Source organism: Mesorhizobium comanense (assembly GCF_005503535.1).
GTDB lineage: Bacteria > Pseudomonadota > Alphaproteobacteria > Rhizobiales > Rhizobiaceae > Mesorhizobium > Mesorhizobium comanense.
This window is the reverse complement of sequence record NZ_SCNN01000005.1, coordinates 317685-337865: the sequence shown is the minus strand read 5'-3', so window position 1 is coordinate 337865 and position 20181 is coordinate 317685. Positions and strand designations below refer to the sequence as shown.

The 20181-nt window shown below is 63.0% G+C and carries 18 protein-coding genes; 5 read left to right on the top strand and 13 right to left on the bottom strand.

Features of this window, described 5'->3' with window-relative positions; all coding sequences use genetic code 11:
* Positions 1-9 precede the first annotated feature (9 nt).
* The 7 genes from FFS37_RS12215 to FFS37_RS12185 are packed head-to-tail and all read right to left on the bottom strand — an operon-like array spanning position 10 to position 8112.
* Complete coding sequence (locus FFS37_RS12215) at positions 10-996, bottom strand: ABC transporter ATP-binding protein (RefSeq protein WP_137931194.1); 987 nt, start codon at positions 994-996, stop codon at positions 10-12.
* An 8-nt stretch (positions 997-1004) separates the two neighbouring features.
* Positions 1005-1964, bottom strand: coding sequence for an ABC transporter ATP-binding protein (locus FFS37_RS12210; protein WP_137931193.1), 960 nt, complete (start codon positions 1962-1964; stop codon positions 1005-1007).
* Positions 1961-2932 (bottom strand): ABC transporter permease, encoded by a 972-nt coding sequence (locus FFS37_RS12205; protein WP_137931192.1) that lies wholly within the window; start codon positions 2930-2932, stop codon positions 1961-1963. The genes FFS37_RS12210 and FFS37_RS12205 overlap by 4 nt, the downstream gene beginning before the upstream one ends.
* The gene (locus FFS37_RS12200) at positions 2932-3951 is read right to left on the bottom strand and encodes an ABC transporter permease (protein WP_171026249.1); all 1020 of its coding nucleotides are present in this window, start codon (positions 3949-3951) and stop codon (positions 2932-2934) included. Before FFS37_RS12200 ends, FFS37_RS12205 begins: the two co-directional genes overlap by 1 nt.
* Positions 3952-3973: 22 nt before the next feature.
* On the bottom strand, positions 3974-5635 hold the full coding sequence (locus FFS37_RS12195; protein WP_137931191.1) for an ABC transporter substrate-binding protein: 1662 nt from the start codon (positions 5633-5635) through the stop codon (positions 3974-3976).
* An 18-nt stretch (positions 5636-5653) separates the two neighbouring features.
* Positions 5654-6559: a proline iminopeptidase-family hydrolase gene (locus tag FFS37_RS12190; RefSeq protein ID WP_137931190.1), complete on the bottom strand. Its 906-nt coding sequence runs from the start codon at positions 6557-6559 to the stop codon at positions 5654-5656.
* Between the two features lie 38 nt (positions 6560-6597).
* Positions 6598-8112: a leucyl aminopeptidase gene (locus FFS37_RS12185; protein ID WP_137931189.1), complete on the bottom strand. Its 1515-nt coding sequence runs from the start codon at positions 8110-8112 to the stop codon at positions 6598-6600.
* 254 nt (positions 8113-8366) lie between these two features.
* Here FFS37_RS12185 and FFS37_RS12180 point away from each other — a divergent pair, with 254 nt between their 5' ends.
* Both FFS37_RS12180 and FFS37_RS12175 read left to right on the top strand, forming a co-directional pair.
* Positions 8367-9269 carry a LysR family transcriptional regulator gene (locus tag FFS37_RS12180; protein WP_137931188.1) on the top strand — a complete coding sequence of 301 codons (903 nt, stop codon included), beginning with the start codon at positions 8367-8369 and terminating at the stop codon, positions 9267-9269.
* A gap of 119 nt (positions 9270-9388) precedes the next feature.
* On the top strand, positions 9389-9748 hold the full coding sequence (locus tag FFS37_RS12175) for a YybH family protein (protein ID WP_137931187.1): 360 nt from the start codon (positions 9389-9391) through the stop codon (positions 9746-9748).
* 81 nt (positions 9749-9829) lie between these two features.
* Here the strand turns inward: FFS37_RS12175 and FFS37_RS12170 are convergent, their stop codons facing one another.
* Positions 9830-10255 carry a DUF982 domain-containing protein gene (locus tag FFS37_RS12170; RefSeq protein ID WP_232375633.1) on the bottom strand — a complete coding sequence of 142 codons (426 nt, stop codon included), beginning with the start codon at positions 10253-10255 and terminating at the stop codon, positions 9830-9832.
* 182 nt (positions 10256-10437) lie between these two features.
* Here FFS37_RS12170 and FFS37_RS12165 point away from each other — a divergent pair, with 182 nt between their 5' ends.
* Positions 10438-11895: an NCS1 family nucleobase:cation symporter-1 gene (locus tag FFS37_RS12165; protein WP_137931186.1), complete on the top strand. Its 1458-nt coding sequence runs from the start codon at positions 10438-10440 to the stop codon at positions 11893-11895.
* A 64-nt stretch (positions 11896-11959) separates the two neighbouring features.
* On the opposite strand, the gene FFS37_RS12160 is transcribed toward FFS37_RS12165, so the two are convergent.
* The 5 genes from FFS37_RS12160 to tpiA form a co-directional block, all read right to left on the bottom strand.
* The gene (locus FFS37_RS12160; protein WP_137931185.1) at positions 11960-12505 is read right to left on the bottom strand and encodes a DUF1697 domain-containing protein; all 546 of its coding nucleotides are present in this window, start codon (positions 12503-12505) and stop codon (positions 11960-11962) included.
* Positions 12506-12520: 15 nt separating this feature from the next.
* Positions 12521-14158 carry a CTP synthase gene (locus FFS37_RS12155; protein ID WP_137931184.1) on the bottom strand — a complete coding sequence of 546 codons (1638 nt, stop codon included), beginning with the start codon at positions 14156-14158 and terminating at the stop codon, positions 12521-12523.
* 215 nt (positions 14159-14373) lie between these two features.
* On the bottom strand, positions 14374-15507 hold the full coding sequence (locus FFS37_RS12150; protein ID WP_137931242.1) for a L,D-transpeptidase: 1134 nt from the start codon (positions 15505-15507) through the stop codon (positions 14374-14376).
* 212 nt (positions 15508-15719) lie between these two features.
* Positions 15720-16196, bottom strand: coding sequence for a preprotein translocase subunit SecG (secG, locus tag FFS37_RS12145; RefSeq protein ID WP_137931183.1), 477 nt, complete (start codon positions 16194-16196; stop codon positions 15720-15722).
* A 166-nt stretch (positions 16197-16362) separates the two neighbouring features.
* Entirely contained in the window at positions 16363-17133 is a 771-nt protein-coding gene (tpiA, locus tag FFS37_RS12140; protein ID WP_137931182.1) for a triose-phosphate isomerase, read from the bottom strand.
* 145 nt (positions 17134-17278) lie between these two features.
* Here tpiA and FFS37_RS12135 point away from each other — a divergent pair, with 145 nt between their 5' ends.
* Entirely contained in the window at positions 17279-19171 is a 1893-nt protein-coding gene (locus FFS37_RS12135) for a SurA N-terminal domain-containing protein (protein WP_137931181.1), read from the top strand.
* Positions 19168-20178 carry an anthranilate phosphoribosyltransferase gene (gene trpD, locus FFS37_RS12130; RefSeq protein ID WP_137931180.1) on the top strand — a complete coding sequence of 337 codons (1011 nt, stop codon included), beginning with the start codon at positions 19168-19170 and terminating at the stop codon, positions 20176-20178. Before FFS37_RS12135 ends, trpD begins: the two co-directional genes overlap by 4 nt.
* Positions 20179-20181 lie beyond the last annotated feature (3 nt).

The window sequence follows — 20181 nt, the reverse complement described above, 5'->3', positions numbered from 1 at the left end:
CTTGCTTCACTATACCGTCGGAAAGTGGCACGCGACCCTGCGACCGGGCCGATATTCCTTCAATTCCGGCCGTTCGGAGCGACACCGATCCACCGCGATCGGGCATCGGGGATGGAATCGGCAGCCGGATGGCGGGTTGAGCGGACTTGGCACATCTCCGGTGAGGATGATGCGCTTGCGCGTTCCGCTGGGCGTCGTCTCGACGACGGGAACCGCCGAGATGAGGGCCTGGCTATAGGGATGGGCCGGTCTCGCAAAGACCTCTTCCGCCGGACCTTCCTCCACGATCGAACCGAGATACATCACCGCGATACGCGTCGAAACCTGCCGCACCACCGAAAGGTCGTGCGCGATGAAGATGTAGGTGAGCTGCAGTTTCTCCTGCAGGTCGGCAAGCAAATTGACGATCTGCGCCTGCACCGAAACGTCAAGCGCCGAAACCGGTTCGTCCAGCACGACCAGATCGGGGTTGAGCGCGATCGCCCGCGCAATGCCGACACGCTGGCGCTGGCCGCCCGAAAACTCGTGCGGAAAGCGCACGACATGGTCCGGCAACAGCCCGACGAGGTCGAACAGCTCTGCCACACGCTTGGAGATCTCGGCCGAGGAAAGCTTGGTATGGATGCGCAGCGGCTCGGCCACGAGGTCGCCGGCGCGCCGTCGCGGATTGAGCGAGGCTGACGGGTCCTGGAAAACCATTTGCAGGCGGCGCCTGAGCGGCCGGAGTTCGGAAAGCGATTTCGAAGTGATGTCGTCGCCTTCGAAGAGAAGCTTGCCGTCCGAAATGTCGTAGAGCCGCACCAGACAGCGCGCCAGCGTGGACTTGCCACATCCGGATTCGCCGACCAGGCCGACGGTTTCGCCACGCCGCACCGTCAGCGACACATTGTCGACGGCATGCACGGTGCGCCGGCCTTCGGCGGAAAAGCGGGTGCCGATCGAAAACCGCTTGGCCAGCGAGCGTGTCTCGAGAATCGGGCGGTCGGCGTCTGTCATTGGCTCGCTCATGCCTGTGCCACCCGGAAACATGCAGCGGGATGTGTTCCGGCCCCGAGTGCGGGTTTCGCCGCTTCGCAAGGCTCGAAGCGAACCGGACAGCGCGGGCCGAAGGCACAGCCTTGCGGCAACCGCAGCAGAGACGGCGGAGAGCCGGGAATGGCAGGCAGGCGCCGCGGCTTCTCCCCGGTCAAGGGCGGGATCGAGCCGAGCAGCGCGCGGGTATAGGGGTGTCGCGGGTCGGAGAACAACTCCGTGCGGCTGCCGCGCTCGACGACGCGGCCGGCATACATGACCATCACCCGGTCGGCGAGTTCCGAAACCACGCCCATGTCGTGCGTGATGAAAACGACCGCCGATTTGTGGGTCGCACGCAGCTTGCGCACAAGATCAAGGATGCCGGCCTGCACCGTGACATCGAGCGCCGTCGTAGGTTCGTCCGCCACCAGCAGTGCCGGATTGCACGACAACGCCATTGCGATGACGGCCCGCTGGCGCATGCCGCCGGAAAGCTGGTGCGGGTAGCGCGACATCGCCTCGTGCGGGTTGGGAAAATTCACCTCCGCCAGCAGCTCCTCCACGCGCTCCATCGCCTTGGACTTGCTGACGCCGCGATGCGCCCGGATCTGCTCGGCGATCTGCCAGCCGATCGTGTAGACCGGCGTCAACGCCGTCATCGGATCCTGGAAGATCATGGCGATCTCGTTGCCGCGCAAGCGCCTGAGCTCGCGCGCGGGCAACCCCACCAGCTCGCGTCCCTTGTAGCGGATGGACCCTTCTATCGTGGCGTTGGGATCGGTGATGAGGCCCATGACGGCCAGCAGCGATACCGTCTTGCCGGAACCGGATTCACCGACGACACCGAGGATTTCGCTTTCGTCGAGGTCGAAGGACACGCCATCGATGGCGCGCACCAGGCCGCCGTCGGTGCGGAAGGATACTTTGAGATCGCGCACCGATAGTATCATGATGTCCTCAGGCGCGGGTCGAGAAGGATGTAGACGAAATCGACCACCGCATTGGCGACGACCACGAACATGGACGCGTACATGACCGTTGCCATGATCATCGGCAGATCGAGGTTTTGCAGCGCGTCATAGGTGAGCTTGCCGATACCGTGCAGTCCGAACACCACCTCGGTCAGCAGCGCGGAGCCGCCGACCAGCGCGCCGAAGTCGAGGCCGAACAAGGTAACGAAGGCGATGAGTGAGGTGCGCAAGGCATGGCGCAGCAGGATCCGGGTCTCCGAAAGGCCCTTGGCGCGTGCCGTGCGGATATAGTCCTCCTGCATGGATTCGATGATGGCCGCGCGCAGGACGCGCCCGTAGATGCCGATGTAGAGAATGGCGAGCGTGATCCACGGAATGACAAGGGTCAGGAACCAGCCCTTCGGATCGTCGGAAAAATTCTTGTAGCCAAGCGGCGGCACCCAGGAGAACGCCCAGCTGTCGTGGTAGCGGCTCTGGGTGATCAGGTTCATCACCTCGCCCAGCCAGTAGACCGGCATGGAAATGCCGAGCAATCCCAAAGCCATGAGAAGCTTGTCCAGCCAGCTGTCGCGGGTCGCCGCGGCGACGATGCCGATGATGATGGACACGACCACCCACAGGATCGCCGCGCCGAACACCAATGACAGGGTGACGGGGATCGAATCCATGACCGCCGGCACCACCTTCCAGCCACGATTGACGAAGGAGGTCAGGTCGCCGGTGACGAAGATCTTTTCCATCATCGTCACATACTGCACGTAGAGGGGCCGGTCGAAGCCGAAGGAGTGACGCACCGCCTCCAGCACTTCTGGTGAAGCGTTGCGGCCGGCGATACGCGCCGCCGGGTCGGAGCCCGGAGTAGCAAAGAAGATCAGGAAGACGATGACCGAGATGCCGAACATGACGAACAGCATCTGACCGAAACGGCGAAGGATGGCGTAGATCATCAGTCGCGCCCCAGCCGGACCTTGGAACGCGGGTCGAGCGCGTCGCGCAGCCCGTCGCCGAAGACATTGAGCGCCATGACCGAAACGGCAATCGCCAGGCCCGGCACCAGCGCCACAAGCGGCCGCGTGTAGAGCAGCGCCTGCCCGTCCTGGATGATGGTGCCCCAGCTCGCCGCCGGCGGCTGCACGCCGATCGAGAGGAAGGATAGCGCGGATTCCGTCAGCATGTTCAACGCCATCATCAGCGGCACGAAGACGATGAGGGTGGTCGTGATGTTGGGCAGGATATCGCGCCACAGGATGCGCGATCCCGGCACGCCCAGATTGATCGCGGCCATGACAAACTCGCTGTGGCGCAGCGACAGGACCTGGCCGCGTATCGGCCGCGCCACATAAGGCACATAGACGATGCCGATGATGATGACCGGCAGCCACAGGCTGCCGGACTGGATCTCGATCGGGCCGATCGAGATGCCTTGCGCGATGGTGACGATCGATAACGAGATCGCCAGCAGATAGATCGGGAACGCCCACAACACGTCGAGGAGACGCGACAGAACCGTATCCGTGATGCCGCCGAAATAACCGGCGATCAATCCCGCCGCGGTGCCAAGGATCAAGGTGAAGATCGTGGCGGCGCCCGAGATCAGCAACGAGCTCAGGCCGCCATAGAGCATCCTTGCCATGACATCACGCCCCTGGCTGTCAGCGCCCAGAAAGTAGTTTCCGAGCTGCCAGGTCGGGCCAATGGGCGTGTAACCAAGACCGAGCCCTTCCGTCGACTGCTCCATCACGGGAACGTCGGCACCATCGACCTGGATGACGGCGTCGAGTGTGGAGGCGAACGGATCCACGCCTGCCCATTTCGCGTAGAGAGGCGCGCTGAAGCAGGCGAGGACGATGAGCAGGAACACGGCCAGGGACGCCATGGCGGCCCTGTCCGTTGTCAGCTTGGCAAGCGCGACGGCCCATGGCCCTCGCGTCTTGCGCGGCACGACGGCGGCGACTTGGTTCGACACGGACGTGCCCCTCCGCGGTTCGTTACTGCACCCAGGACTGGGTGATCATCCAGTTGAACTGCGGATTGAACTTGTAGTTGCCCAGGCGCTTGCTGACGAAATCAAGCCGCTTCGGCGTGAACAGGCCGACAGCCGGCGCCTTATCCGTCACCTGCTTGTCGACCTCGGCCCACAGCTTGTCGGCGGCTTTCTGATCGGTCACGCCGAGGTCGAGCGCCTTCTGCATCTTGGCGTCGATATCCTTGTCGCAGAAGCCGGCGATGTTGATCGAAGCGTCGGACCCTTCACGGAAGGAAGCGCAGCTGAACAGGATGTTCAGGAAGTCGGAAGCCGCAGGATAGTCCTTGTACCACTGCGTGACCGACATCTGCACCTTGTTGTTGGTGTTCTGGATGTAGGTGAACTGGATATTGGACGAGATCGGCTTGACGTCGGCGACGTAGCCGATGCTGGTCAGCACACTCTGCAGATAGACGCCGATGGACCGCGAAATGGCCGTATCCTCGACGATGATGGTCACCTTCTGGCCCTTTGTGCCCGATTCCTCGACAAGCTGCTTTGCCTTGTCGACATCCGGAGCGGACCATTTGGCGCCGGGGTTCTTTGTGTACGGGCAATAATCCTCATGGCCGGGGAAGTCCGGCGGCAGGACCTGGCAGACCGGCGAGGCCAGCACCTTGCCGCCGAACAGCTTGACCAGCGTGTTGCGGTCGATCGCATAGGCGACGGCCTGGCGGGCCTTTTCGTTGTCGAAAGGCGCGAGCCGGTTGTTGAGCGGGGCATACCACCAGGCCGAAAGCGGCGATATGTGCAACTGGTCCATGGACTTGCTGCCGAGTTCGCCCAGCCGGTCGCTGGGCAGCGCGTCGAACATCCAGTCCGCTTCGCCGTTCTGGATCGCCGTCACCGCCGCCTCTTCGGAGAGGCCGAAATCATATTGCACGACATCCGGATAGCCATCCGGCTGGGCTTCCTCGCTCCACTGCTTGAAGTTGGGGTTGCGGGTGACAGTCATGCCCTTGTTGGGATCGAAGGCCGAGATCATGTAGGCGCCGGTGCTGGGAATGGGCTTGGAGCCCATGTCTTCCGCGGGCGTGTCCGCCGGCAGGATCACCGCGTGCGGCAAGGCGAGCTTGTAAAGGATTTCGGCATCCGGCTTGGTCAGGTTGATAGTGATCGTGCCGGCCGCTTCATCACCGACGACGCCGCCGTCGAGTGTGCAGCTCTTGGTGTCCGCAAGGCACTTATCGGCGCCGACGATGCCGGCGTAGAAAGTGCCCGAGGTCGGTCCGGAAACCTTGAATATACGCTGGAAGGAGGCGACGACATCCTTCACGCCAAGGTCCTTGCCGTCGGAGAACTTGATCCCCTTGCGCAGCTTGAACGCGAGGGTCTTGCCGTCATTGCTGAGGGTGGGCAATGCCTCGGCAAGGTCTGCCACGACCTCGAAACCGTCCTTGCCCTCAGCCTTGCGGAAAGCGACGAGGCCATCATAGATCGGCTGGTACATCTGCCAGCCCTGGTCAGTGTAATTGATGTGCGGATCGAGCGTTCCCGCCGCCGAGCGGGCCAGCAGGCGAATGGTGCCGCCTCGGTGTTCCTTGAGGTATTCGGCCTGTGCCGGGGCCAGCCATGTGCCGGCCAGCAATGCCGCGGCCGACGCCGCCAGAAACAGTTTCTTCATGTCCTTATTCCCCTTTTCTCAGTTGTCGTTGTCGTCCAGGAAGTCTCCCACCACCCGCATGCAGAGGTCCTGCTCCTCGACATGCGGCATGTGGCTGGAATGCTCGAATATCTGCCAGCGCGATCCCTCGATGCCGTCCTTGAACGGCTGCACGGTCGCGGGCGTGGCCTCGTCATGACGGCCGGAGATGATCAGCGTGGGAACATCGATTGCCGGCAGGCGGTCGATGATGCTCCAGTTCTTCAGCGTCCCGATGACGTGGAATTCGTTCGGCCCGTTCATGATGTTGTAGACGGTCGGGTTGCGTACGACCTGGGCGAACGTCTCCGTGACCTCGGCCGGGAAAGGCACGATCCGGCAGACATGCCGCTCATAAAACACCATCGTCGCCGCCTGGTAGGCCGCGTCGTCCGTCGTGCCGGCCTGCTCGTGCCGGGTCAGTGTTTCCTGGACATCGCCGGGCAGAGCGGCGCGCAAACGGTTGGCCTCTTCCACCCACAGCTTCATCGAGGCCGGTGAATTGGCGATGGTCAGTGATTTCAAGCCCTTCGGCCGGATCACTCCATACTCGGCGCCGAGCATGCCGCCCCAGCTCTGCCCGAGCACGTGGAAGCCGCCACGGATGCCGAGATGGTCAACGAGGTTTTCAAGCTCGTCGATGAAAAGCCCCGGCGTCCAGAAGTCGGCACCCTTCTGAGGCAGCAAGGTGGAATTGCCGCAGCCCAACTGGTCATAATGGATGACCGCGCGCCCTTGCCGGGCGAGAAGCTTGTAGGCATCGACATAATTGTGCGCCGCCCCCGGCCCGCCATGCAAAATCACCACTGGCGGCTTGCCGGCGTCGAGGTTGCCGGAGACCCGGTACCAGGTCTCGTAACCGCCGAAGCCGGCTCGACCTTCCCTGCTGGCGATCTGCGACGACATGCTGGCTCCTTGCTCGCTCGAAGACATTTACCGCCGCCTCAGTTCGCCGTGCGGCTGGACTGGATCCACTCTTCCAGCATCTGCACGCCGAATGCCGTGGCGCCTTCCCGGCCCAACGGCCGATCCTTGTCGGCCAGTTCCTTGCCGGCGACGTCGAGATGCACCCAGGGACGGTCCTCGGTGAAATGGCGCAGGAAAGCGGCGGCGTAGGGCGCATCGCCATCTTCCATGTCCTTGGCGTGATGGCGAATGTCGGCGAAGGGCGACTGCAGGCCTTCGTCATAGGCCCGGTCGAGGGGCAACTGCCAGAACCGCTCGCCGACCGCCTCGCCAGCCGCGATCATCTTCGATGCGATGGCATTGTCGGTGCTGAAGAGGCCGGCAAATACCGATCCGAGACCCCGCATCACCGAATAGGTCAGCGTGGCCAGGTCGACCATGACCGATGGGTTGAAGCGCGAAGCGGCGTAATGAAGGCAATCCGCCAGGATCAGGCGCCCTTCCGCATCGGTGTCGAACACCTCAACCGTCTGTCCGGACGCCGTGGTGATGATATCGCGCGGCTTGAGTGCGGTGCCGGAGGGCATGTTCTCGGCAATTCCAAGAACGCCGACGGCATGCACCGGACTACCTTGCCGGGCGAGCGCGATGAGCAGGCCAACCACCACAGCGGCCCCGCCCATGTCGGCCTTCATGTCGAACATCTGCTCGCCGCCCTTTATGCAGAGGCCGCCGGAATCAAAACAGACGCCCTTGCCGACGAAGGCCATGGGCTGCGCGGGAGCCCCCTTGCCGCGATAGCGCAGGACCGCGACGCGCGGCGGGCGCACCGACCCCGCGCCCACGGCCAGGATCGCATTCATGCCGAGTTCCTTCAGCCGCGCGGCATCAAGTATCTCGACGTCTATGCCGGCTTCGCGCAACGGTTCCAGATGGTCCTGGAAATTGTCCGGATGAAGATGGTTCGGCGGCAGGTTGACCAGGGTCCGCGCGTATTCGACGCCATCGGCAATGGCATTGATCCGCGCCAGGCGCGGGGGCAGGTCCGGACCGGAGGCCCCGACCAGTTGCACACGCAAGGTCCGATCGGCTCCCGCCCCCTGGCGCCGGTTGCGCATATCGAAACGATAGCGCCGCAACCGCATGCCGAGCGCCAGCCGCGCCAGGATTTCGGCTGCCGGCAGTTCGATGCCGATGGTGGGGTCGAGGACAAGCGTGACGGCGCATTCACCCTTGGCTTCCAGATGCGCGGCAAGCGAACCACCCGCACGGGCCAGGGACAGCGGGCTCACGGTCTCGGCGCGGCCCAAAGCCAGAATGATCACGCGCCGGGCAGACATGGTCTTGGGGGCGATGAGATCGACACAGGTGCCGGACTCGGCCAAGGCGGCTTGGTCAGAGCAGGCACGGGACAGGATCCCGCCCATTTCCGCATCAAGCGCCGCCGCGCGCGGACCAAAGCCTGTCTGGGCAGTTTGCAGGATCACGACGACAGAGGCTTCCGCCGAAATCTCGTCGGCCGCTTCAAAGACCGGCACTGGCGATTGAGGCATAAGAAGGCATTCTCCCCATTGCGGGTGACCAGGCCAAGGCGGTTGCTTGCGCAAAGCTCCGCTCGCCACTGGCGAAGGCCGGTCGAACCGGTCACCGCCTTTGGTGAAATGGTACCGAGGTCCCCAATTAGTCGTTTTTGTAAGGCGACTTAGTTGCTCTTGCCTTTGGGTATCCCCGAACGGCCGAGGCGATCAAACGCCAATTTTGCGCAAGTCGATTGACAAAAACTCAATCGACAATTCATGATCGGCAAATGGCTCTACCTTCACTCAACGGCATGCGGGCCTTCGAGGCCGCCGCGCGCCTCGGCAGCATCAAGGATGCGGCGGAAGAACTGCACCTGACGCCCTCGGCCGTCAGCCGCCACATCCGTGCGCTTGAACGAAACCTCGGTCAGGATCTGTTCGAACGCGGCTTCCGCCAGATAACACCGACCGTCAGAGGCTCTTACTACGCGCGCGGACTTTCCGAAGCTTTCGAGGCCATCTGGCGCGCCACCGACGATGTGAGCCTCGCCGACGGCCCCAGCCACAGCAGAACCCAGCGCGTCAGGGTGCTCTGTGTACCGGCGGTGCTCAATCTCTGGCTGGCGGACCGTTTGCCGCATTTCCGCAAACTGCACCCATCGGTGGATCTGGAAATCTCGACGTCCGGCAAGCGGGCCAACTTCGATTTGGCCATAGTCGACGAGTTCGTCTACAAGGCCGGCCCTGCCCTGACGCTGCTGATACCGCTGGTCCTGACGCCGGTCTGTGCCCCTTCGCTGCTCGACGGACCGGTGCCGCTGCGATCGCCGGCAGATCTGGTCAATCATCACCTGATCCATGAATGCGAAACCATGCGGTGGAAACGCTGGCTGGAGCAGGAAGGCGTCCTCGACACGACCCCGAAATCCAGCACCACGCTTGATGATTGCACGTTGATCATGCGCGAAGCGATCAACGGGGCCGGAATAGCGCTTGCCGACACCATGATGGCCCAGGACCTTCTCCAGCAAGGCAAGCTTGTCGCCCCGTTTCAGGCGCGCCACACCTATCCGGCCGGCATCTACCTGCACCAGCGCCGCAGCATCGGCAACAAGCCGGGCACCGGCCTGTTTCAGGACTGGCTGTTGTCGGAAGTCGCCGACCACAAGCACGCAATGGCCATCGCATAGCTCGCATCTATCGATGCCTTGCCTGCCTTGCACTCGGCCTGCTCCACCAGATTCCTTTACCTGCCGCCAACGGCCGGAGAGCGGTTGTGCTAGACCGCCCGCGAGACAGCGGAGTCATGATGAACGATCCAGCCGAAGGAAAACCCGCCCGCGATCCACAGGATCTCGAGCCATTGCTGATATCACGGCAGCACGCGGGCGATGTCGATGGCATGACAGCCCTGTTCGAGCCGGATGCGGTGATAGATTGCGGCGGAGGACGGTTCGTGCGAGGCCGGGAAGCCATCCGCGACTACTGTGCGGAGATCGTCAAATCGGGACGGAAATTCGCCGTGGGCGAGCAGCGCCCGGCGCTCATCTGCGGCGATGTTGCGCTGACATCGACGCGTCTTCCAGATGGTGACGTGACCAGCGAGGTGGCACGGCGTCAGCCCGACGGATCCTGGCTGTGGGTGATTGATCGGTATTCGGTTGGCTGACGGTCAGCGCGTCTCACCGGAAAATACCGACCTACCGCGCCAGCGAGGGCGCGTGGTCTTGCGGTCGGAAAGCCTCGGCGCCTAACGCCGAAGCGCGTGTACGCTGGCCATGCCGTTGCCGCTGATCGGCAACGCCATGTCGTCGTCCAGAAGCCGGGTGATGCGTGCGAAGCCGGTGAAGGCCTTCCTCGCTTCCTCCGCCGACATCTGGCCAGACAGGGCGGCGGCGCAGCAATTCAGCGCACACTGGTACACAGGGCCGCGCCGTCCCGTCGGCCATTTACGCAGGAAAACCATCGCCTCGGCGACACTGTCCACTTCTTCCACAGGATGCCCCTGCCCGCGCGATATCCGCACAGGCGAAAAGAAATGCAGGTAGTCCATCGTTTCCTCCCGGTCGACCGTGCCATGCTCGATCGAACCAAATGAAACGTAGGGCCAGCCCTTTGGTTCCGCAAAAAATGAAATTTTTTTCCGGTCGATTTTGTCGAAGATCGCGCAAGCCAATTCGAATCAAGGCAGGCCCCTCAAAAGGCGACCCACCGATGCGGTCCGCCGATAATCGCGGTTCGCATTGAATATCTTTAAGGCCAAAGCCGGCAAATCGGTTGCTTGTCGGTTCCCCAGCGTCAGGCGTAACCTCCCCGGTCAACGCGTGAGGGCGCGTGCTACAAGAAGGGGACACTGCGATGACAATACAGGGCGCCTCGCCTGACCTATACAATGAAGACCTCGCCCCGGCCAAGGTTCGAAACTGGGGACCATTTTCGATCTTCAACGTCTGGACGTCTGACGTTCACAGCCTGTGGGGATACTATCTGGCGGCCAGCCTGTTCCTGTTCTGCGGCGGCTTCGTCAACTTCATCATCGCCATCGGCATCGGCTCGCTGATCATCTACGCGCTGATGAACATGGTCGGCTATGCCGGGGTCAAGACCGGCGTCCCCTACCCGGTGCTTGCCCGCGCGTCCTTCGGCATCTGGGGCGCCAACATACCAGCACTCGTGCGCGCCATCGTCGCCTGCTTCTGGTACGGCGCGCAGACGGCAGCAGCCTCCGGCGCGATCGTGGCACTGCTCATCCGCTCGCAATGGTTCGCCGATTTCAACGCCAACACGCATTTCCTCGGCCATTCCGGGCTGGAGGTGATCTGTTTCGTCGTCATCTGGGCGCTACAGCTCCTGATCATCCAGAAAGGCATGGAGACGGTCCGCCGCTTCCAGGATTGGGCGGGTCCCGCGGTCTGGGTGATGATGCTGCTGCTCGCGATCTATCTCTGCATCAAGTCGGGCAGTTTTGCCTTCACCAGCGACATTCCGATGGATGTGCTGCGTGAGAAGACCGCCGATGCCGGCATTCCCGGCGACCCCGGCTCCTGGACCGCACTGTTCGGGGTGGCGGCAATCTGGGTGACCTATTTCTCCGCGCTTTATCTGAATTTCTGCGATTTCGCCCGCTATGCGCCGGACAAAGCGGCTTTGCGCAAAGGCAACATCTGGGGCCTGCCGGTCAATCTGATCCTGTTCTCGCTGGTCGCCGGCGTGACCACCATCGCGGCCTACGACGTCTACCATGAAGTGCTGCTCCATCCGGACCAGATCTCGGCCAAGTTCGACAGCTGGTTCCTGGCCGCGCTTGCGGCGCTCACCTTCGCCGTGGCGACGCTCGGCATCAATGTGGTGGCGAATTTCGTTTCGCCGGCCTTTGACTTCTCCAATGTCTTCCCGCGCCAGATCGACTTCAAGAAAGGCGGCTACATCGCGGCGGTGATCGCGCTGGTGTTGTACCCCTTCGCACCGTGGGAAGGCAGTGCGGCGCATTTCGTCGGCATTATCGGCGCGACGATGGGACCGATCTTCGGGGTGATGATGGTCGACTATTATCTGATCCGGAAAGGCGAAGTCGACGTCGAGGCGCTGTATCGCGAGGATGGCGAATTCCGGTTCCAGGGCGGCTGGCACGTCAATGCCTTCATCGCCGCCGGTATCGGCGCCATCTTCTCCTCGATCCTGCCCAACTTCACCAATTGGCTACCGTCCTGGTGGGGTGTTTACGGCTGGTTCTTCGGCGTGGCGATTGCCGGAATCATCTACTATGTGCTGCGCACCGCCGCCGTGAGCGCTGGGGCGCGGACAGCGAAGGCTTGAAACAGGGCTTAGGTAGTTGGGCTTAGGCAGTAGGAATGGAGAGCGTATGCCTACTGCCTACTGCCTACTGCCTACTGCCTACCATATCAGCCAGCTTGCGCACCGTGTTCCAATTGCGCGATGTGCCGATGCCCATCCGCTTGTGGTTCATTGCCGCGAGCAACCGCGAACTCGGCCTCTCGCGCGAAAAGACGACCCAGATGTCGCCGCCGGCTGAAAACACCTTTTCGTCCTCGGCGGCATAGGCCTGGAGCGTGGCGACAGCATCAGCGGGCGCAGGGTTACGCATCACCCGCACAGCGACCTGATCGCCTGCCTCGGCTGAATCGACGGGAAAAGGATTACCGGCGGCAAGTTTCAGCCATTCCTCGGCAGCGCGCACGATGATGTCGACATGGCGGCCGAAGCTTTTTTCGAACGCCGTTTCCAGCCGCTGTTCGAGCTTGTCGATATCGGTCGCCCCGGCTTCGAAGACCAGATTGCCCGTCGCCACCAGCGTGCGCGGGTTCTTCAGGCCAAGGCCTTCCGCCATCGCCTTGAGGTCGGCCATGACCAGCCGGCGCCCCTCGCCTAGAGTGATGCTGTAGAGCAGCGCGACATAGGTTTGCATGGCAGCGCGGCCGGCTTACACCAGTCGCGACTGCTCGACCGCCGCCTCGATGAAGCTGGCAAACAGCGGATGGGGATCGAGCGGCCGGCTCTTCAGCTCGGGGTGATACTGCACACCGATGAACCAGGGATGGTCAGGATATTCGACCGTCTCCGGCAGCACGCCGTCCGGCGACATGCCGGCAAACACCAGGCCGCAATCCTCCAGGCGCTGCTTGTAGTCGATATTGACCTCGTAGCGGTGCCGGTGGCGTTCGGAGATCTGTGTGTCGCCATAGATGTCGGCGATCTTGGATCCCTTGGCGAGTTCTGCCTGATAGGCGCCGAGCCGCATGGTGCCGCCGAGATCGCCGCTGGCCCTGCGCTTCTCCAGCATGTTGCCCTTCAGCCATTCCGTCATCAGTCCGACGACCGGCTCCTTGGTCGGACCGAACTCGGTCGAGGACGCGTGTTCGACTCCGGCGAGCGAGCGCGCGGCCTCGATGCAGGCCATCTGCATGCCGAAGCAGATGCCGAAATACGGCACCTTGCGCTCGCGCGCGAACTTCGCCGCCAGGATCTTGCCCTCCGAACCGCGCTCGCCGAAGCCGCCGGGGACCAGGATGCCATGCACCTTCTCCAGCCACGGCGTCGGGTCTTCCTTTTCGAAGATTTCCGATTCGATCCAGTCGAGCTTGACCTTGACGTGATTGGCCAGTCCGCCGTGCGACAGCGCCTCAATCAGCGATTTGTAGGCGTCCTTGAGGCCCGTGTATTTGCCGACGATGGCGATGGTTACCTCGCCTTCCGGATTGTGGATGCGGTTCGATACCGCTTGCCAGGGCTCCATGCGCGGCTTGGGCGCCGGGTCGATGCCGAAGGCGGCAAGCACTTCCGAATCGAGCCCTTCCTTGTGATAGGCCATCGGCACGTCATAGATATGCGGCACGTCGAGTGCCTGGATGACCGCGCTCTCCCGGACATTGCAGAACAGCGACAGCTTTCTGCGCTCTTCCTTGGGGATAGCCCGATCCGCGCGCACCAATAGAATGTCTGGCGCGATGCCGATGCCGCGCAGCTCCTTCACCGAATGCTGGGTGGGCTTGGTCTTCAGTTCGCCGGCCGTCGGAATGTAAGGCATCAGCGTCAGATGGACATAGACGGCGTTGTTGCGCGGCAGGTCGTTGCCGAGCTGACGGATCGCCTCGAGGAAAGGCATCGCCTCGATATCGCCGACCGTGCCGCCGATCTCGCACAGCACGAAGTCGTAGTCGTCATTGCCGTCGAGCACGAAGTTCTTGATCTCGTCGGTGACGTGCGGGATCACCTGCACCGTGGCGCCAAGATAGTCGCCGCGGCGTTCGCGCTCGATGATGTTCTTGTAGATGCGGCCGGTGGTGATGTTGTCCTGCTGATTGGCGGAACGGCCGGTGAAGCGTTCGTAATGGCCAAGATCGAGATCGGTCTCGGCGCCATCATCGGTCACGAACACCTCGCCATGCTGGTAAGGCGACATCGTGCCGGGATCTACATTGAGGTAAGGGTCGAGTTTCTTGATGCGTGCGCGATAACCTCGCGCCTGCAGGAGAGCCCCAAGGGCCGCTGCGGCTATGCCTTTTCCGAGTGAGGAAACCACGCCGCCAGTGATGAATACATATCGCGCCATGGGAGTCATCGCTTAACGCGGCCAGATTGATTCCGCCAGAGAAAAAACCGCCGCGAAGGCTTTTTCCCAAAAAGGCGCTCGGACCATGATCCCGAAAAGAGGATCAGGTTTTCTCGGACAACGGTTTCCGTTTTGTCACAGACCACGCTCGAACGAACTCGAAAGCGAACGGGCAAAACAAAAGGGCCGGCTGGGCCGGCCCTTTCGGCATGATGCATGAAACGTCAGATGATGACGACTTTGGTGCCGACCCTGACGCGGCTGTAGAGATCCATGACGTGCTCGTTGATCATGCGGAAGCAGCCGTTGGAGGCGCTGGTGCCGATCGACTGCGGAGCAATGGTGCCGTGGATGCGCAGATGCGTGTCCTTCTTGCCGTCATAGAGATAGATGGCGCGGGCGCCGAGCGGATTCTGGCCACCGCCGGGCATGCCGTCCTTGTACTGGCCGTAGTGCTTGGGCTCGCGCTTCTGCATGTCGAGCGTGGGGATCCAGCGTGGCCATTCCTGCTTGTCGCCGACTGCGACCGTGCCCTTGTACTGCAGGCCTTCGCGGCCCACGGCGATGGCGTAGCGGCGGGCGGTGGTTGACGATTCGACGAGATAGAGCCGGCGGGCGCTGGTGTCGATGACGATCGTGCCCGCCTCATAGCCGGTGAATGTCACGTCCTGCGGCACGAACTCCGGCTTCACCTTGAATGGCTTCTTGGCATCTTTCTTGGCGAGTGCGGCGTCGAGCGCACGGGTCTCCGGCAGGTAGTCGATCGAGGACGACGATGTCGGGCCGCCGAACAGGCCTGCAAAAAGCCCGCTGCTGGTGTTCTGCTTCTGGCCGGGCGCCTCACTGCGCAACTCGCTATTGTTGCCGGTCAAGGCGACGTTCATCGCTTCGGCCGGAATGGGTTCGGCCGACTGGATCGGCGCAATCGGTGTCACCGGCTCGATCACCTTGGTGGTCTTCTTGGCCGGCTTGGCCTCGGCCACTTCAGTAGCTGCCGCCGCGCTCTGGCCCTTCTGGGCCAGGAAGGCCTGCCGGTCGGCCTCCGCCTTGGCTTTCGCCGCCTCGCGCATCGCAAGCTTCCTTGCTTCCAGCGCCTTGGCCTTGGCGTCTTCCTTGTCGGCGACGATCTTGGCCTCGATCTTCTTGATCTGGGCGAGATCGTCCGGGGTCGGGTTTTTCTTCTTCTTGAGAAGCCTCAACTGCGTGGCGTCACTCTTGACGGCTACGTTGATGGCATCGGTCTTTTCAAATGAAACCGACTGCTGTGCCGCCATGTTTGCCGGCATGCCGGCAAAGGCGGAAGAACTCATGCCGAACACGGCGCAAAGTCCCAGGAAAATGAAGCTGCGAAGCTGCATGGCGAAGATCCGATCGTTCAATGCTTGTTGCCCACGGCGTCGCCCGGCGCCCCCCAAGGACACCGAAAATGCCGCATGCAATCTATAGTCGAATAAGCGCGGGTGCCTCAAGCGCGAGGGCACGACAGCCCCCGTCGAATCTTCGTGATCGCACCGCATTTGCCGCGACTGTGGTCAAACGACAACAGATCGCGATTTAGAATAAGAAAAGCTTATTGGTTCGGGACCTGCGGCGTTGCCGGGGCCGTGTTGGTGGCGCCGCTGCCGGCGGGCTGCGTCGAACCGGAGGCCGGCGCGGGTGCCGGAGCATTGGCCGGGGGCGTCGCCGGCTTGTCGTTGGCCGACGGGGGCGTCGGCGCGGTAGTGCCCGCGGGCGCAGGCGTCGTCGTGCCCGGCAACTGATTGAGCACGCCCTTGCCGGCGTTGTCCGAGGTCGCGGGCACCCGGTCGAGAATGTCGATCGGCTTTTCGCCATAACGGGCAATGATCGACAGTGTCAGCGACGTCGCAAAGAACGCCGCCGCCAGGATCGCCGTCGCCCGGGTGAGCGCGTTGGCCGCGCCGCGCGCCGTCATGAAGCCCGAGCCGCCACCAATGCCAAGACCGCCGCCTTCGGAGCGCTGCAACAGCACCACGCCGACCAGGGCGAGCACGACCATGAGATGGATGACGATCAGTACGGTTTGCATAATTTATCCTGGCAAGGCCTTGTCCGGCCGTGGACACGTCCGGTGAATTGGAGGCGGCTCAATACAATGCTTTCGCGGCATTTCCAAGCCCGTGGCCGGAATATGGGAAGCAACACGTCCTTTACAACGAATTTGAGCGCGCCGTGCGCCGCTCTTGTCTGCAATTTCACCCGGAAATGTTGCGATAGGCTTCCGCGATGCCAAGGAAATCAGCGGCCTTCAGGCTGGCGCCGCCAACCAGCGCGCCATCGACATTCCTGACGCCCAGCAGTTCCACCGCGTTGGACGGCTTGACCGAACCGCCATAGAGAATGCGCATCTTGGCGGCGGCCGCGCCGAGCTTTTCCGAAAGCCTCTCGCGGATATGCGCATGCGCTTCAGCCACGTCGGCCACCGTTGGCGTCAGGCCGGTGCCGATCGCCCATACCGGCTCGTAGGCGATGACGGTGTTGGAAGGCGTGGCGCTTGGCGGCACCGAGCCTTCGATCTGACGCGACAGCACGTCAAGCGTGGCTCCGGCCTCCCGTTCCCCACGCGTCTCGCCAATGCACACGATCGCCACGAGCCCGGCGCGCCATGCCGCGGCCGCCTTGGCCTGGACCGTCGCGTCGTCGTCGCCGCGCTGCTCGCGACATTCGGAATGGCCGACAATGACATGGCTGGCACCCGCATCCTTCAGCATTTCGGCCGAAATGCAGCCGGTGTAGGCGCCGCTTTCCTTGGGATGGCAGTCCTCGCCGCCGGCATGGACCGGTGTGCGCGACAGGATTTCCGCGGCGTGGGAGAGCAGCGTTGCGGGAACGCAGACCAGCGCCTCGGTTTCGGCGTCCAGCCCGCTCATGAACCCGTTGCCGATCATCCTGAGTTCGTTGAGTGAGGCGCTGGTGCCGTTCATTTTCCAGTTGCCTGCGACGAGCGGACGAATTCCAGGGGTCATGGGGCGGTCTCTCCGGGCGACATTAAGCAGCGCCCTCACTACCAAAATCAGGCCACAAAGCAATCGACAGTGGGCCGGAAGGGCGCTATTGCGCTTGTTTCAGACTCGGCGCATCCGAAAAACTGCGCACAAATCGGAAGTAACGATGCTTAGTATATTGAGAAACGCGGCGGGCACCTGGGTCGCGAAAGGTCTGTTGGTGTTGCTGGTGCTCAGCTTTTTGGTGTGGGGCATCTCCGGCCGCCTGATGGGCGGCTTCGCCGGCCATGATTCGGTGATAACCGCCGGTGGCACCAAGGTTTCGATCAACGAATACCGCCTCGCCTATGACCGCCAGCTGGCCGTCATGTCGCAGCAGTTCGGCCAGCGGCTGACCCACGAACAGGCAAAAGCGCTCGGCATCGACAACACGGTGCTGGCGCAGCTCGTTTCCGGCGCCGTCCTCGACGAACAGGCGCGCAAGCTGGGTCTCGGCCTGTCCAAGGACAGGTTGGCCGAGTTGACGCGCGAGGATCCCGCCTTCAAGGGTCCAGGCGGCCAGTTCGACAGAAGGACGTTCGAATACCTTCTGCGCGAGGTCGGCATGCGGCCCGAGGATTACCTGAAGAACCGTGCCCAGGTTGCCGTGCGCCAGCAGATCGTCGAGGCGGTGTCCGACGGATTGAAGGCGCCGGACGCTTTCTTCAAGGCCGTCGCACTCTATCGCGGCGAGGATCGCACGGTCGACTATCTGGTATTGCCGAAGACGCTCGTCGAGCCGATCGAGGCGCCGAGCGACAGCATCCTGTCGACCTATTTCGAGGCCAACAAGAAAACCTATGCGGCGCCTGAATACCGCAAATTCTCCTATGTACGCCTGGAGCCGGCGGACATCACGGATCCGACCGCCGTCACCGACCAGCAGGTCAGCGACGACTACAACAAGAATAAGGCGCGCTACACCACGCCCGAAATGCGCACGATCGAGCAGCTCGTGTTCAAGACGCCGGATGCGGCCAAGGCAGCGCTCGATTCGCTGAAGGCCGGCGCCACCTTCGAAAAGCTGGTGACCGCGGAAGGCAAGACACCGGCCGACACGCTGCTCGGCACGCTCGCCAGGGACAAGATCGCCGACAAGGCGGTTGCAGATGCCGCCTTCGCGCTCAACGCCAACGAAGTCAGCCAGGTCGTGCAGGGCGCCTTCGGCCCGGTACTGCTGCGCGTCACCGAGATCAAGCCCGAGGTGGTGAAGCCGCTCGCCGAAGTATCCGACCAGATCCGCAAGGATCTGGCGCTGGGTGAGGCAAGCCGTATCCTCCTGGACGTGCACGACAATTATGAAGACACCCGCGCGTCCGGCAGTTCGCTGGCCGACGCGGCCGCCAAGCTGAAGCTGAAGGACATCACCATCGACGCCATCGACCGCAACGGGTTGAGGCCGGACGGGTCCGTCGTCAAGGACCTGCCGGAATCGCCGGAGCTGATCAAAGCCGTGTTCGATGCGGAACCCAATACGGAGAACGAAGGGCTGACCACGGCGGATAACGGCTTCGTCTTCTATGAGGTCGGCTCGGTCACGCCTGCCCGCGACCGCACGCTGGACGAGGTGCGCCAGAAAGTCATCGCCGACTGGACGGCGGCGGAGACGACGAAGCGGCTCGCCGCCAAGGCGGACGAACTCGAAAAGCGGCTCAAGGCGGGCGCGACGCTCGAGGTCATCGCCGGCGAGCTCAAGCTGGAGAAGCAGACCAAGCGCGGCCTGAAGCGCGAGGCTGACGACGCCGACTTCGGCAAGGAGGGCGCGGCCGTGATGTTCGGCGTCGGCGAAGGCGGTACCGGGTTGATCCCCTCGCCCACCGGCGACGGACAGATCCTGTTCAAGGTCGCCGAAGTTTTCGAGCCCGCTGGGGCCGATGCCAGCTCGGTGCCGGAGGATGCGCAGAAATCCTTCACCTCCGGCATGTCGGACGACCTGCTCGACCAGTTGGTGGCGCAGTTGCAGACGCAGTATGACGTCCGCATCGACCAGGCCGCCGTTGCCCAAGCTTCGACAAGATGAGCGCGCTGAAAACCCATATCGCCAAGGTCGCGGGCGGCACCGCGCTTTCGTTCGAGGAAGCGCGCGAGGCGTTCGACATCATCATGTCAGGCGACGCGACCCCGGGCCAGATCGGCGGCTTCCTGATGGCGCTGCGCGTGCGCGGCGAGACGGTCAGCGAGATCTCGGGCGCCGTCGCCACGATGCGTGCCAAGATGCTTCGCGTCGAAGCGCCGCCCGGCGCCATCGACATTGTCGGCACCGGCGGCGACAACTCGCACAGCGTCAACATTTCCACCGGCTCCGCGTTCGTGATCGCCGCCAGCGGCGTGCCCGTTGCCAAGCACGGCAATCGCGGCCTGTCGTCCTTGACGGGCGCGGCAGACGTGCTGATCGCGCTCGGGGTGAAGATCGACCTCTCGCCCGAATTCATCGGCCGCTGCATCCACGAGGCCGGTGTCGGCTTCATGTTCGCCCCGGCACACCATCCGGCGATGAAACATGTCGGCCCGACTCGCGTCGAGCTCGGCACCCGCACCATCTTCAACCTGCTCGGCCCGCTTTCCAATCCGGCCGGCGTCGTCAGGCAGATGGTCGGCGTATTCCTGCCGGAATGGATCATGCCGGTGGCCGAGACGCTCAAGGCTCTCGGCACCGAACATGCCTGGGTGGCGCATGGCGACGGCTATGACGAGATCACGACAACCGGCGAGACACATGTCGCGGAACTGGTCGGCGGAGAGATCCGCAGCTTCATCCTGACCCCGGAAGAGGTCGGGCTGAAGCGCCACACGAAGGACGAACTGCGTGGCGGCGACGCTGCCTACAATGCCAAGGCCTTGCGCGACATGCTGGGCGGCGCAGCCGGCGCCTATCGCGACACGGTGCTGATGAATGCCGGCGCCGGGCTTGTGATCGCCGGCAAGGCGACGACGCTTGGCGACGGCATCGCGCTTGCCGCCCAAGCCATCGACAGCGGCCGGGCGCTGCAGGTGCTCGACCGGCTGGTCGAAGTTTCGAACGGTTAGAGC

Bases quoted from the DNA above. Each gene is read 5' to 3' on its own strand.
- FFS37_RS12190 (WP_137931190.1), bottom strand. From the start codon at position 6,559: ATGTCGTCGCAGATCGCCAGCAGGGAAGGTCGAGCCGGCTTCGGCGGT.
- FFS37_RS12150 (WP_137931242.1), bottom strand. From the start codon at position 15,507: ATGCAGCTTCGCAGCTTCATTTTCCTGGGACTTTGCGCCGTGTTCGGC.
- FFS37_RS12195 (WP_137931191.1), bottom strand. From the start codon at position 5,635: ATGAAGAAACTGTTTCTGGCGGCGTCGGCCGCGGCATTGCTGGCCGGC.
- tpiA (WP_137931182.1), bottom strand. From the start codon at position 17,133: ATGACCCCTGGAATTCGTCCGCTCGTCGCAGGCAACTGGAAAATGAAC.
- FFS37_RS12135 (WP_137931181.1), top strand. From the start codon at position 17,279: ATGCTTAGTATATTGAGAAACGCGGCGGGCACCTGGGTCGCGAAAGGT.
- secG (WP_137931183.1), bottom strand. From the start codon at position 16,196: ATGCAAACCGTACTGATCGTCATCCATCTCATGGTCGTGCTCGCCCTG.
- FFS37_RS12160 (WP_137931185.1), bottom strand. From the start codon at position 12,505: ATGCAAACCTATGTCGCGCTGCTCTACAGCATCACTCTAGGCGAGGGG.
- FFS37_RS12210 (WP_137931193.1), bottom strand. From the start codon at position 1,964: ATGATACTATCGGTGCGCGATCTCAAAGTATCCTTCCGCACCGACGGC.
- FFS37_RS12185 (WP_137931189.1), bottom strand. From the start codon at position 8,112: ATGCCTCAATCGCCAGTGCCGGTCTTTGAAGCGGCCGACGAGATTTCG.
- FFS37_RS12215 (WP_137931194.1), bottom strand. From the start codon at position 996: ATGACAGACGCCGACCGCCCGATTCTCGAGACACGCTCGCTGGCCAAG.
- trpD (WP_137931180.1), top strand. From the start codon at position 19,168: ATGAGCGCGCTGAAAACCCATATCGCCAAGGTCGCGGGCGGCACCGCG.
- FFS37_RS12155 (WP_137931184.1), bottom strand. From the start codon at position 14,158: ATGACTCCCATGGCGCGATATGTATTCATCACTGGCGGCGTGGTTTCC.
- FFS37_RS12205 (WP_137931192.1), bottom strand. From the start codon at position 2,932: ATGATCTACGCCATCCTTCGCCGTTTCGGTCAGATGCTGTTCGTCATG.
- FFS37_RS12175 (WP_137931187.1), top strand. From the start codon at position 9,389: ATGAACGATCCAGCCGAAGGAAAACCCGCCCGCGATCCACAGGATCTC.
- FFS37_RS12180 (WP_137931188.1), top strand. From the start codon at position 8,367: ATGGCTCTACCTTCACTCAACGGCATGCGGGCCTTCGAGGCCGCCGCG.
- FFS37_RS12165 (WP_137931186.1), top strand. From the start codon at position 10,438: ATGACAATACAGGGCGCCTCGCCTGACCTATACAATGAAGACCTCGCC.